We start from the raw sequence: 14001 nt of genomic DNA, 5'->3' as shown, positions 1-14001 counted from the left end.
TTTTTTTGTTCCACATTCGAGACATTATGTGGAATAGTCCGCTATTTAGAATGAAACAGGGGAAATGTAATGCACGAATCTAAAATTAAAATTCTTATTGGTGACAAATATACGGATAATCCCATAATTAATTACTTGAACTACTGGATACTAGGCAAAGAAAATAGACAGAGATATAACCAGGACAAGTGGAGAAAGAAATATGATTTAGATGTTATTTGGTTAGAAGGAGATTTGAACGCTGATACTATTTTTTCTTTATGGATGCCACTTAAAATGTGCTTACAATGCTTAAATCCAGATATCTTTGAGAAAAGTGGACCTATGAGAAAACCACTCAAAAACCAATATTGGTTTAAAAAAATCATTGAAGAAATCGATACCTATTTACCGCCTAGTGATGATCTGGTCAAAGAGTTATATAAATTTGCTGAATTAGCTTCAACAAAGGCAAATGTAATGAGACTACCAGCTAGAAGAATGCAGGTGCGTGGGATAAAATACTTCGATCAAATGCCTAAAACACTGTATGAATGCTTTAAGGATGGGAATTTTACTAAGTATTTCAATTACAACGATGAAGAGGTAATGGAGTGGATTAAAGAAGAAAAATTGAAGGTGTTCTTTGAAGGAAATACTATATCAAACCATACTATTAAACCATTAATAGGCAATTTACATCCTTCCCAATGCAAATGGCTAAAAGAAAAAGAGAATATCCTACAAATGCTTAAAACGTTTAATGAAGTTTTAACCTACAGGTCTCGATTAATAAAAACAAGCCCTCCTCTCAGTTGAGAAAAGGGCTTATTTTATACTCATTTATCTTGGTGAACATTTTTCTTTAAATCATTGAAAAAGCTTAAAGCATTATTATCTAGTTCCACTTCTTTCAACTGACCCGCTTCTTCTTCTCTAATAGGAATAGAGTCACTTTCTGCAAGTGGTAGTGCATTCTTGTCCTCATTGTTTGTAGAGAATGAATTTGTAAAAGACTGTTCCTGCTTGGGTTGTTCCTTTTTAGGAGCAATCACTTGATTAATCTTCTCCTTACCAGCCGTTCCAAACGCTGCAGAAAAGCTCATTGTTGCTTGTTGTACTTTTTCTTCAACCTTTGGTGCATGGAAAGGTGACTCAACAACAGGTGGAGGTGTCGGTGCACTTGGAGCAGCTTCGACTTTGATTGGCTCTACTGGTCGCACATCCACTTTTACGGGTTGTTCCGTTTGGACAGATTGAGCGTCTTCAACCGTAACGGCCGCTTCTTCATTTGTACTTGCCATAAAGTATTTACTACGGTCAGGAGCGGGTTTCCCTTCTTCCTGAGTAAAGGGCTTGAATCGGTTTACTTTCCCCACTTCTTCCGCACTTACTTCTTTTTCTATATTGCGGATTTCATCCTGCGCCTGGTCGATACTCGCAAGCTCCTTACGTAACTTATCGATTGGAGTTTCTTCATCATCAGACTCCATCACTACTACATTCGATTCGTCCTCTTCTCTCCAATATTTCAAGAAAAGCTCCGTCGCTCTCTTATCCAATGCCTTTTTCCATTTCTTCGCATTCGAAGGATCAACAAAATCCCCTACTGCACGAATTGCCTTTTTCGGTGATTTCTCATCTACCATTCGGATGTAAGAATAACGGAACTCTTGGAACATAATATCATCTGAAGTAGCAATTTCTTTTTCTTTTAATGCTATTGATTCAGATACAGAGAATGATGGTGAATCCATGTAAGTAGGTGTATAACTTTCTCGAATTTGTAATTCCTCTACGATTTCAGTACCCAAGTATTTTGACAGAAGTTCAGTGTCGTACACACTCGTTCCACCATAAACGATAGTATTACGAATTGTACCTAGCATTGACTCTGTAAATCGGTCACCAAATTTAACCCCGAACTGTGTAAGGGACTGACAAGCTACCAATGGAGCAAACTTAAATTTACGACCTTGTGAAGTCAGCTGTAAGAAAGCTTCATTCATGTAATCATAGAATTCATCCGCATATAAAGATATCAATGAACGTGTTTTTTCTGTTCCCGGACGACGGAATACAGCATTTTGCACACAAAGTAAAACCAACTTACCGAAAATAGCTGATAAAGCCTTTAAGTTTGCTAAATCTGTATTTACTAATAAAATTCCGCCTTTAGTAAATAGTTTTGTTAAATCAACACCATTTTCTGCATAAAGAATACGTGCTAGATATGGGTTTTTTGTAATATCGGATAGTAAGTTACGGGTTTGACGAGTAAATTCAAACTGTAAATCAATAACTTTAGGTTTATGTGCATGTTCGTGTCCAGCGGGATACTTTTCAACCATTCCTTCTCTATCGGATTGTACTGATAATCCTTCATTTCTAAACCAACGAACGACCTTTTGAACAATAATCCAATGAATGCGACCATCTTGGTCTAATGAATCTATGGTGTCTTTTGAAGGTATTTTACTTTCCAACTCTTCTAATAAATCCATTGCCTTACGAGGGTCTTGGTATAAATCATCAAGGTCAAGAATTGTACAATTATCACCTTTAACAAACTTTAATAAATAGACATAGTGCTTTAAAACCGCACGAGCTGCTTGTTTAAAGAATTCATCTTTTGTTTCGGCTATCGATTCTAATACCGCCGTTATAGTTTCCACTACTTCAGCTGTTGGACCGATCATCATATTAAAACCTGGTGTATTTTTGTTACTAGGGTCAAGATAAACAATTAACTCTTTTGGAATATCATGTTCAATTGCCAATTCATAAGCATCATCACATAAATCTTTTGCAGGCTCGATAATAATAGAGCCGATTAGATGATTAGCCATCGCCTTTTGAAATTCGGGAGTACCATACCCAAACTTCTTAACATATCTAGGATACGCATTAATCGTCCGTTGCAAATGCCCCAAATCTGTTCGATAAGCCGTTTTAATTTTTATAGACGTCTTACCAGAACCAGGTGGACCGATAAGCATTGTACCTGTCTGCCTTGCTTCCCCTTCCAGAATAACAGGAGCATTCGTCTCTGCGTTACGAGCTAATTGAATGTCGGGGAGTTCGTTAACATCCGATTCTCCAAAACGACCAATCCAACTGGATTCATATTTATATGTTCTAAACCATTCTTGAATACGCTTGTCCTCTTTGTATTGGCCGTATAACCATGAAGAAAAACTAATCATTACTCCGATAGGTAAAATCATGAGTAAGTAGCCCACCATTTGTAAAGCTCCAATGTGCATCATGGCTTGATATTGAACGTCAATAGTATAGTGATATGCGACCACTTTTTCATAACCGATATCCAGGATCTGTCTCATTGAATATAAGATAATGATTAAACAAAAACTAATCCACGTTACTAGAAAACTTATAGCACGTCTTCTTACTGTCTCATTGGTTACTTTCACACGAGTACCGAATAACCAAGTACCCCACACCCACGCCATTGCTATTACTCCCGCTATATACGAAAGCTCATTAGGGGTTGTGTAAAAGGAGAATGGGGCTAAATATCCGATAATCGGTAGCGTCTTCTGTACAGCCTTATCCGTCCATTCAGGATGAAGAAGAAAAACAGACAAACTCATCAGAAAATATGAATTTAGAATGTTAAGGCTAATAACATGTAAGACAATACTCGCCCACATCGGAACCTTTTTATTTTCAAGTACAAAACGAATAACAGGATTACTGGACATTATAACAACACCTCCACCCATTTTACTTGTCGATGTTTCCGTTGTTCATGTCTAGCCTTGCCCCATTTCCCGCTCCCTTTAATTTCTTCATAGGACACATAGAAAATATCATCATCCATTGTTCGTACATCTTGGTAGAATGAATCATTTGGGTATATTAGAATGTATTGAATTTCGGAGAACATAGACAAATGTCCTTCCTTTAACCATCGCTTAATCGCTTGAATCTTAATAATAGGATTGACCCACCCGTACATACCGTAGAATACGATCTGTAAGATAGGACTTTCCTGCTGCTTCATGATAATTGCGTCTGGTTGAACCGGTAATTTGAACCGTTCTATCGTTTTATCAACATCAAGTATAGAGGCTTCCCCTACATTAGACGATTCCACGTACCCTTTAAACAAAGTAGTAAACTGCTCTTCGTCGATCATTTCTTCTCCACGTAACAATTCTTTATCTCGTTCAAAATAAAGCATGCTGATATCATGTGTCAGTTGAGGATCACCTTGAAAAAGTTGAATATGATTCTGAATTACCTCTAACTCAAACGCGTGAGATAACGTATCACGAATCATTCTATGTCTCATATCTCCCGCTTTCTTCGGTGTATAAAACACGGAAATTGCTTTCGGTTTGTAAGATTCAGGTAGCTTCTTGTACCCTTCCCACTTATCCACTAGCTCTGTACGGCTCATATTTCCACGGTCACATTCCACACACAATATCGGCTGTAAGCTAATATCAGGAAAGGCATCCTTCCGGTAGAAGTAAGGGTACAGTAGAGGATTGTTAGCTACATTTTGTTTCGTACGTTCCTTTGTTGCCTCATCCGCTTCAAGGAATAACCAATCGGGCTTAACACGAACGGTGTCCTCCTCTTCTTCTACGAACGGAAACCTTTTCCACTCACAATGAAACAGTTCGGGCCGTTTGGCTCGAATGTTCATCACCCATTCTTGTAGTTCGTAATGATGATTGTGTTGACTACGCACCTTTAGATCATCAATGGTGTAATGCTCCTTCTTTTCATCATACTGAGGGACATACTCCATTACTTCCAGTACGTTTTCTGTTAAAATCCGTAAGCCGAAGGCTGACAAACTATAGAGTTTGACGGGACTTGTTTTGATTCCCGCTTTCACATTGACTGTAAGAACTCTTCTTTCCGCAAGTGTTTTCAAGCGATTCCGAATGGAGTTCTCATGTAAGTGTGGGAACCATCCCCTCTTCAGCTGAGCGGACGTGAGTGCTCGATGTTCATAAAGAGCTAACAGAATCTTGTAGTCAATGTCACTGTTCCGCTCGGTAAATTGCCGAACGTCGGCCGCGTCGTACGCTTTGTTGCGATGGGTAGCTTTTGTCTCAATAGTTGTTTCGATCAAAGTTGCTGCCACTCCTTTGTTTTCGTGTTGCTCTTGTGTTTCTTGTGGCTCCATCGTTTCCATGTATGACCTCCTTTTACGCAAAAAGACGCAACGAAACAAACCTGTGTACCAGGAATGCCTCATTGCGTCTTCCGCCTCTGAAACTATGAATTAGTTTAATTCAATTGTATCAATACAGTACAACGGAAACAGCCATTTTGTCAATGAATCGTACGCCCGCTTTTCGTTCAAGTAAGTTCAACCAAAATATACGAAAGTTCTCCAATAGTAAAAAGGAACAAGAAAACAGGTAAAGCCAACTAGCGAAGAAACAGCCCCAAGAAAATCGACAACCGACGAAACATAGATTGTCTAGCTCCGCGTATAAAAATTTAGGGGAATTCTAATTTCGATAGAATACTTGAGAGTGAATAAAAAATTACTAGATGTACCAATAGATACACTGAAGATTTCCATTGATGAATTACCATATGAAAGTGACTATTAGTTGGAAATTAAGGTTATGAACTTATTCATTATCTATTTCGTAGCATGATTCAGATAGAATACTCATAATTAAAATTCATAATTAAGTTTCATAGGCAAATTCATAATAAAATCACATATCTATTCATAAGGTGATTCATTATAAAAAGGGTTAGAAGTTCATATCCAAATACATAGAAAAATATCTCGAAATAATTGGTTGTAATTAGTGTATAAGGGAATATCAATTTTAAGGAAGTTATTAAGAGCAAGTTGCTGGATCGCTGAGTCCAAAATGGGTTAATCATGATTAGATAAGGTTCGTAGAAGGAATAAGTAGATACTTCAACCTAGTACAACGAAATGCTACGAAAAACTTCGTTGAATTGATAGAGAACGATGTAAACCAAGGAATGTATAGGAATCTCTCAAAGTCTCATAATAAACACCAGGCTTCTTGTGAAAAGCTGTAAGTAATTGAAGCGAGTAGACTGTCACACGGAATGAAAAATAGAGAACAGCATATGGATTGTAGAAACGAACTCATAGAATCTTATATGAGAGTCTATGAGTGAAAAATGAAATATTAAATATTTCAAGTATGAAGTTAAACCATTGATAATAAAGGGTATACCAATAGAATCTGAATGTAGAGTCTATATCGATTTTTAGATGTATAAATTCCTTAGAATAAGAGCGGTTTTCTAAAAAAATACCCATTTTTGAGAAATTTGCTAGAAAATGAACAGATTTTATATTTGAATTTTGAATGTAATCACCATTTAATCTTATATAGAATCTTAATATAGAGTCTATATTTAAAGCTAATATTATCAATGAAATAATGGATATTTATAAAACAAAAATATTTTACATTATTTAAAATAGAGTCTAGAATTAGACTCTAATATATTGTATGATAGAAAAAAATACTAAAGGAGGATAATTATTGGATATTACTCTTCACAAGAAACATAACACGATACATTTTCAACCTGAAGTAATTCAAATGTTTGCTGATATAGTTGAAGCCGATGAATCCACTAGAAAGATTCTTCTTTTTATCGGCAAAATGGAAAAACAAAGAAAAACAGATAATAGCAGCTTTAAAGGAATCACTATCAAAGAGATCGTTGAAAACGTTGAAGTTGAAAGAAAAACAAAAATCAGGAAGAAACAAAACTCCAAATACGAAGTGACTAAAACTAACCTACATAGAAAGACAGCTGAACACCAAATTGATAAGTTATCTGATATGTCACTACTCTTCCACGAATCAATCAAACCTTATAAGTTGCTATTTCTTACGGGTAGAGGTTGGCAAGTCATCGAAGAATTGGTTAAAAGAAGGCAAAAATAAAAACACACGGAGGTAGAATGATATGTTGTTTACAAATAACTCCCCTGCAATAAATATGACAATGGTTGGTTTTGGACAAGCTGGAACAAGAATGGCTGATGTATTTGCAGGTATTAAGAAAAATGATGGAACACCTGTTTATAATTGTTTAGCTTTAAATAGTAATGATGGTGACTTAAAGGGATTAAAAAATATTCCTGCTAGTAATCAAGTTTCTTTGGATTTAGGTGGTCTAGGCAAAAATCCTGAAAAGGCTATGAGAATCCTAGATGAGAATGGAAATGCAAAGGAAAAACTAAAGCAGTTCATTACAGAGAGAGTTCGCCCAAGCGATGATCTAGTTTTATTCTTTGCTGGACTTGGTGGAGGAACTGGAACATCGACCATTATAAAAGCTATTGAAGAATTTAACGATTTTCATAATAAGCCAATCATTAAAGAAGAGTTAATTAAGATTCAAAAGAAAACAGATCCAGCCGAATTTAAGAATAATCTTAAGAAGTATATGGCACAAGCGGTTAAAAATGCAGAAGAAAAGTCAGTCAAAATAGGTGTTGTTGTTACCTTACCTGTTCGTGAAGATGGACCGGATGTATTAAGACAAGTAAACGATTTTACTCAAACAATTTGGAAATTAGCAAAGGATAAGTCAAAAGGGATTGCGTTCGTTATTTTTGCTGACAATCAGAAGTTTGCAGATGAATTTGATAGTCTACCCGATAATATTAAGCATGGTTTAAAGATTGATAATTATAGAGATTATTCTAATATCCAAATACGTAATGTTATTCATGAATTAAACACAGCTACTACTGGTGGTGGAACTTCGGTCACTTTTGATAAAGAAGATTTCAAACGTGTAATTTTAGAACATCAAGGATGCCTGGTTATTAATAGAATCGAGGCCGATATTCAGAGTGTTAACAATGAACATGATATAAAGAAAATGTTTACTGATTCTATCAAAGATAGCCTACTTCATGAACCTGTTCAATTAGTAGAAAAACAAGAAAATGGAGAGTTAGCGGCTTCAAAAGTACATCATTTAGGATTGCTTGCAGTTATTTCGCCAGATAAAAAGATCCCTAGCTCGTTTATGGATCAATCGAAGAAAGCTGTTATTGAAGAGATTCCTTTAAGTGGTACGGTATTTAATGGTTACCTTGAAGAAAAAAATAATCGTAAGGCTATTGTTTATACGTTTTTCAAAACAGAAGGACTTCCATCAAGATTGGTTAAAGGGTTAGTCGAGGAATATAAGGAATATCGTGAAAAACAACAAAAATTCGCTTTTAAAAACTCTTCAATCGAATCCATTGCAGCAACTATTGAAGAAGATGATAATTTTGATTTTGATATGGATATTGATCTATCTGATTTAGGGATTGTCTTAGACGGTGAGTCAACTAAGGAAGAAGTAAAAAAAGATGAAGAACATTTTGTTGATATTGATGCATTAGACTTTGATAATATAGATTAATTGTTTAAGGAGAGCAAAGGAGAGCAAAGGAGAGCTCTCCTCTTTTTGTTTATACATTACTTCTCTCTATGTTCATTAACGACCTTCCATACATAGTTTGTTCTGGTTTTTAATTTACGAGCAATTGCAGCCTGTGTCATACCTTTACTGTACAATCTTAAAATTTGCTCTTTTAATGTCATTTTTTCGTATAGCATATGAAACTCCCCTTTTACTAGTTTTCCAAATTATAGCTTGTTATTCAATTTTGTGTAAGTAATTGGAGTGTTGTGTTCTTATGTTGTGATTGAAGTGAATAAACAAAAAAAGCCTATCCTAAGATAGGTCATTCTACTTTAAATGCTCATTTACTAGTTCTTGAATTACCTCTATTTCGGATTTTTTTAGAAACTCTTCTAACTTGTTAGTCATACCATCAATTGATTTAAATGTATGTTCTTTCATATAAGATTCTAAATCTTTAGCACTCCGTTTTCTCGATTCCCAAAAGATGAACTCTTTATGTTCATCGAGGAGCTGTTCAAATTCCTCATCCCTGCTTTCATCTAAGTATTTTTGTATCCTACCGGGTGTTAATCCAAGAGCATCCATTAAACCGACACCCTTTTCTCCTAAGATTAGTTTTTCCATGCTGTTTGTTACTTTTTTGATTTCTGGATCTTTATCCATTTGCGTATACTTGATGTTTGTTATTTTATTTTCATCCACATTATCAACCTCTTTTCATGAATACACTAGTATAATTCCCAAAATATTAATCTATTATACATTCTATTCTATCTATAATGGCCATTTACCGGGCTACGAAGTTTTTTTTTTTTGATGTTTTTCGTGAGTTTTCGTGAGTTTTCGCAATAACTAGATTCATCCAATCTTACTATCCACAAGATATTCAATGATTCTTATGAATTTCAACGAATTTTTTCGTTACACTTCGTTCGTTTAACTAACATTAACGAAGTGTAACGAATTATAATTTAGTTAGAATTAGATAATCTTCATTTAACTTGTTTTTTAACTAAGTTAAATTTCGTTGCTCTTGGATATATTGTATTTTTCGTTAATTTTCGTGATTTGGTATATTTTTTTAAAATAATTTGCTATTATTTTAGTAACTAGTCACATTTGTGAGTGATTTTGAACGAAAATATTAGTTTGGATTCGTTTCGAACAAATTCGTGGAGATTGGAGGGGGATCGTAATGGCAAATGAAATTAAAATAATCGAAAATGAATCAGATTTCATATTAAAAATAGAAGAAGATCTAAAGTTTGATAGTCTATATCAATTAATCGTAGAAAGAGATCAATTAAAAAAGGAGTTATTCTCTGAGAGCTTTCTTTCAATATTAGAGAAGGACATTCATAGATGGTATAGTGTTGCAGAAGCAGGGAAGGTATTAGGCGGGGACAAGCCAATTCCTCCAAGTTCTTTGACATATTACATTGATAGCTTAAGAGAATATATAATTCCTGAAGATGCTCCATCAAATAAGTATATTAGATTGAATTACTTATCATTATTAAAAATGAAAATGGTATTGCTACTTAAAGATGAATTTAGACTGAATGGTTTAAGAGCAGAATTGGGGTTAGTAGGGAATCCAAAGCAAGTAGTATCTCGTAACAATAGTAATATACCATCAACAGAGGTAAACGGGAGCCTGGAAGAAAGACTGGAAAAGCTTGAAATGATGAATGAGTTTCTATTCAATTTATTAATTGAAAAAGGAGAAGGGGACCAGCTGCAATTAAAAGGGGCACTTGAATCCTTGTTAAACTCTGAAACAAAGTTACTCGAAGACCAAAGCTCACTTTTTCAAAAATTAGAAGATCAAGAGGAAACAATAGAGCAACTCTTTGAAAGTAACAGAAAGTTGACTGAAATCATTGAGAATACAGAGAAGAAGACTAATAGTATAGTAGAAAAAATAGAAGTAAGCGAAAAAGATAGAGAAAAAATCCAAGAAAGTGAAAAGCAACTTACATTATTAAAGGAAACCTTGAAAGCTCGACAGCAAGCGGAAATGGAGTTTGAATCTAAAGGATTTCTTAAGAGGCTTAAAATAAATAGAAGTGAATTTATAGATGCAAGAGTAAGGGAACTTCTAACAGAATGGATTAAATAAGAGGAGGGGAAGGCATATAATCAATATACTTCATTTTCCATTGCAAATTTTTTCAAAAATTGATAGTATCTTTACAGGGAATGAATATCCTCGTATTCATTCTTCCTAAGTGTGTGTGAAAGCCAGGATCAGATTTATCTGTTCCTGGCTTTCCTTATTTGTATTGAACGCCCGTTGTTAGGGTACTAGTAGACCTGGTATAAAGTTCATTTAATGTAGAGGGAACTGTTCCTTCTTAAAGGAAACTCACTTTTACTGAACTGTATTAAGAAAATAATTTTTAAAAAAATTAGATAATTAGATTTTCATTACTATTCGAGCCGGCAAATTTAAATATAGCAAAAAGTGAGATAACCACTACTGGAAAAGTCCAAATGGTGCGTATCATTTTCCTTCTATAACTCAATTTATAATGAAAAAAACAGATACTTTATCTTATAACCTTCAAGTCTGGCTCATCGTATACGATTTATGAATACCTAAGTTTCTTACAAAAGGAGAAATTGAATACTTACGCGAATCTTGCTTCACGCCAATGGAAAAAGCCTAATTCGAAATTATGTTTTTAACTGGATGTAGTATTGGAGAAATTTCTTTAGAGAAAAACAGCATTAATTGGTCAAATCGATCAGCTGTTGTCAGTGGAAAAGGAGATAAGGAAAGGGAAGATGCACTCACACTCGGAAGTTTCCATAATTTCCACCATTAGCTTTAACGATAGATAGTTTATGAAATAGGAAAAAAGAACTAAATTCTAAATATTCAAAAAATATGTTTGATTTAAATATAGTTTCTATTATAATGTGAAATTAGAATATATGTAAATTAATAGGAGGTGATAGAGATTGAGTTTGAAATTGAAAAGGAAGTAGAGGATACTAATCAGACTTTTTTAGAACATGCTCAAGAATTTCGAAAAAGAATGCTTTATGTACTAGGCTGCTTTATATCATTTTTCGTTATTACATATTTTACTTCTCCTTATTTTATTGATCTCATAAAAAAATCCGCAACAGGTTACAATGTTACCTTAAATATCTTCAAAGTCACCGAGTCCGTCTCAATCTATATAAAGACAATGCTTTTTCAATCCATTTGTATAACACTCCCTATGTTATTTTTCCAACTATATTTATTTATCAAACCAACATTAAATAGACAAACTCGAAGAATAGTTCTAATGACAATTCCATTTGTGTCAGCACTTTTTTTTATTGGAGCTTTATTGAGTTATAAATTAGTTCTACCTCTTTTATTTTCATTCTTTTTTAGCGCATCTGACTCTCTTGGCATGAATACAGTTTATAGTTTTTCGGATTTCTTTCTATTTACATTTTCTATTTGTGTTATATTTGGCGTAATTTTTGAACTTCCTGCAATTTTACTGTTTTTAACAATGATTAATATTGTCACACCACAAATGTTAAAAAAATATAGAAAGTTTTGTTATCCCATTCTAAGTTTATTTGCGGTAGTTGTGACTCCACCAGATTTTGTATCTGATTTAATCGTCATATGCATACTTTTCTTTTTATATGAAATCAGTATCATGTTGAGTAAATTTATTTACTCTAAAAAAAGATTTTCTAAATAGAGGAGGTGTTAAATTGCTGGGACAGATAGGAATACCAGGGATTATTATCTTATTAGTCATTTGCCTTATAGCCTTTGGTTCGAAGAACTTACCAAACATTGGTCGTTCTTTAGGAGAATCTCTTCAAGAATTTAAAAGGGGGATATCCGGATTGAAGGAGGGTATTCAATTAAAGGAAAATGAAAACTCTCAACAGACAAGATCTGCAATTTCAGAAGAAAGGAAGGAATTGTAGTGCAACTATTATATAACATTTTGGTACATTTACTTCTAATCGTACTAATAGTCTCCTCTATTCCCAAAATAATAAATTTAAAAGATTTTCTTAATTTAGTTAAAGAGTATGATTTTCTTCCCTTGCCAATTCTAAAACTCTACGGAACTATTTTGCCTTTCACGGAATTAGCAGGAGCATTTCTTCTCCCTATCAAAGGAATGTTAGTATACGCTAGTATCCTAATCTTTACAGTATTCTTAAGTATTACCATAGGGGTTGTATATATGCTAAAAACTAACAAAACTATAACATGTGGTTGTTATGGTAAATTTTTAGATTCTGATGTCTCTCAATTCACATTGATAAAATTGCTATTTTTATCATCAATTAGTTTAATGTTGGCATTTTTTCATAATCAAATTCAAGTTGAAATCGAACTGTTTTCTCTATTGGCTGGATTATTCTTAGCTACAATCTTAATTTCTACAGAAAAAATATGGAACAATCATAAAGATGTAATTAAAAATTTGAGTTAAGGGAGTGCTTTTTTTGGGGCAGGATATATTACTTTATTCAAACATTCTTCTATGGGTGTTTCAGGTGTTTATGGTATTTTTGATTATCTTGATCTTTAGACAATTCGGAACTGTATACTTAGCCAAATCGGATGCAATCGAAAGAGATGGAATTCCAATAGGTAATTTTATGGGCAAACTTGAAGGTTTATCCTATTTTTCAAACGAGCTAATTACAAACGAAACTTTTATGGGTAAACCTACTTTGCTCGGTTTCATATCACCTGGGTGTGCTCCATGCAAGGAATTGATCCCTGAATGGAATAGAGCATATCAAAAATATAACAACGAAATAAATTTTGTTTTAATTGGAGTTGGAGATAAAGAAAGTTTTTCAAAAGTAAAAGAAATTAAAAAATTGAAAGGCGAGTTATTATTAGATCCTGACAGAAATAATCTTCAAAAATGTAAAGTTAGAGTAACACCTTTCGCCTTTATATTAGATAACGAGGGTGAGGTTAAAGGGAAGGGGTTATGTAATGATATGGGCCATATTAATGGCTTGATTTCTTCACTTAAAAGTAATGTTGAAATCATTGAAAATATAGGGGAGGTAGCTCACTAATGTTTAAGTTGTTAGAGAAAATTGATAATTTCACAAAGTCAATTGCCGAAAATTTAGAAAGAAAGGTTAGTCGATCTACATTTATAAAAACATCTATGTCTACATTATTTCTTTCTATAATGGGGTTAGCCACTACTAAATCAGTTTTTGCTGCAGATATTAGTTGGTGTGAGACTTGGTATCCTCCAGAAACTGGTTGTACATTCCCTAATGGTGGAAGAGTTTGTTCGGGATGTAGTTCATCTCAATCAACTAAATGTCCTACAGGTCATACTAGCTATAAGTATTGGTATCCTACTACAGGTTGTTGGTGTGTAAATTATAGTTGGGGGGCAATGACATGTTGCGATTGTATGCCAAATGGAAAATCTGGTAATTCTAATGCCTGTGGCTGTGCCACTATATTAAGGTAAATTAAAGCTACGAAACTTTATTAGGTTTCGTAGCTTCTTATAGGCTACATTTGTTTTTATGATCTATCATAATATGATTGTAGAAATAAATATAAGGAGGTGTTCTTAT

13 protein-coding genes are annotated in these 14001 nt (G+C 34.0%); 9 read left to right on the top strand and 4 right to left on the bottom strand.

Annotated elements, in window-relative coordinates; all coding sequences use genetic code 11:
- The first annotated feature begins 69 nt into the window (after positions 1–69).
- Entirely contained in the window at positions 70–798 is a 729-nt protein-coding gene (locus FA727_RS20010; RefSeq protein ID WP_126410116.1) for a hypothetical protein, read from the top strand.
- Between the two features lie 20 nt (positions 799–818).
- On the opposite strand, the gene FA727_RS20005 is transcribed toward FA727_RS20010, so the two are convergent.
- Complete coding sequence (locus FA727_RS20005) at positions 819–3704, bottom strand: type IV secretory system conjugative DNA transfer family protein (protein ID WP_158318930.1); 2886 nt, start codon at positions 3702–3704, stop codon at positions 819–821.
- Complete coding sequence (locus FA727_RS20000; protein ID WP_158318929.1) at positions 3704–5155, bottom strand: replication-relaxation family protein; 1452 nt, start codon at positions 5153–5155, stop codon at positions 3704–3706. Before FA727_RS20000 ends, FA727_RS20005 begins: the two co-directional genes overlap by 1 nt.
- Positions 5156–6509: 1354 nt before the next feature.
- On the opposite strand from FA727_RS20000, the gene FA727_RS19995 reads away from it, so the two are divergent.
- Both FA727_RS19995 and FA727_RS19990 read left to right on the top strand, forming a co-directional pair.
- Positions 6510–6920 carry a hypothetical protein gene (locus tag FA727_RS19995; RefSeq protein ID WP_126410119.1) on the top strand — a complete coding sequence of 137 codons (411 nt, stop codon included), beginning with the start codon at positions 6510–6512 and terminating at the stop codon, positions 6918–6920.
- Positions 6921–6942: 22 nt separating this feature from the next.
- Complete coding sequence (locus tag FA727_RS19990; RefSeq protein WP_126410120.1) at positions 6943–8400, top strand: FtsZ/tubulin family protein; 1458 nt, start codon at positions 6943–6945, stop codon at positions 8398–8400.
- Positions 8401–8456: 56 nt separating this feature from the next.
- Here the strand turns inward: FA727_RS19990 and FA727_RS19985 are convergent, their stop codons facing one another.
- Together FA727_RS19985 and FA727_RS19980 are read right to left on the bottom strand one after the other, a co-directional pair.
- Positions 8457–8597: a helix-turn-helix domain-containing protein gene (locus FA727_RS19985; RefSeq protein WP_136833245.1), complete on the bottom strand. Its 141-nt coding sequence runs from the start codon at positions 8595–8597 to the stop codon at positions 8457–8459.
- Between the two features lie 133 nt (positions 8598–8730).
- Entirely contained in the window at positions 8731–9108 is a 378-nt protein-coding gene (locus FA727_RS19980) for a hypothetical protein (protein WP_170209295.1), read from the bottom strand.
- A 493-nt stretch (positions 9109–9601) separates the two neighbouring features.
- On the opposite strand from FA727_RS19980, the gene FA727_RS19975 reads away from it, so the two are divergent.
- The 6 genes from FA727_RS19975 to FA727_RS19945 all read left to right on the top strand — a co-directional run bounded on the left by FA727_RS19975 (position 9602) and on the right by FA727_RS19945 (position 13892).
- Entirely contained in the window at positions 9602–10528 is a 927-nt protein-coding gene (locus tag FA727_RS19975; protein WP_126410121.1) for a hypothetical protein, read from the top strand.
- Positions 10529–11363: 835 nt separating this feature from the next.
- Positions 11364–12122 (top strand): twin-arginine translocase subunit TatC, encoded by a 759-nt coding sequence (gene tatC, locus FA727_RS19965; RefSeq protein ID WP_126410122.1) that lies wholly within the window; start codon positions 11364–11366, stop codon positions 12120–12122.
- Between the two features lie 13 nt (positions 12123–12135).
- A complete protein-coding gene (locus tag FA727_RS19960) occupies positions 12136–12357 on the top strand; it encodes a twin-arginine translocase TatA/TatE family subunit (protein ID WP_126410123.1) in 222 nt (73 codons plus the stop codon).
- Positions 12357–12875 carry a MauE/DoxX family redox-associated membrane protein gene (locus FA727_RS19955; RefSeq protein ID WP_170972244.1) on the top strand — a complete coding sequence of 173 codons (519 nt, stop codon included), beginning with the start codon at positions 12357–12359 and terminating at the stop codon, positions 12873–12875. The genes FA727_RS19960 and FA727_RS19955 overlap by 1 nt, the downstream gene beginning before the upstream one ends.
- 13 nt (positions 12876–12888) lie before the next feature.
- Positions 12889–13479: a TlpA family protein disulfide reductase gene (locus FA727_RS19950; RefSeq protein ID WP_246010432.1), complete on the top strand. Its 591-nt coding sequence runs from the start codon at positions 12889–12891 to the stop codon at positions 13477–13479.
- Complete coding sequence (locus FA727_RS19945; RefSeq protein ID WP_126410125.1) at positions 13479–13892, top strand: hypothetical protein; 414 nt, start codon at positions 13479–13481, stop codon at positions 13890–13892. The genes FA727_RS19950 and FA727_RS19945 overlap by 1 nt, the downstream gene beginning before the upstream one ends.
- Positions 13893–14001: the final 109 nt, after the last annotated feature.

The organism is Robertmurraya kyonggiensis (assembly GCF_005116465.1).
Classification (GTDB): domain Bacteria; phylum Bacillota; class Bacilli; order Bacillales; family Cytobacillaceae; genus Robertmurraya; species Robertmurraya kyonggiensis.
The sequence above is the reverse complement of the archived record's forward strand: the minus strand, read 5'-3'. Positions and strand labels throughout refer to the sequence as shown.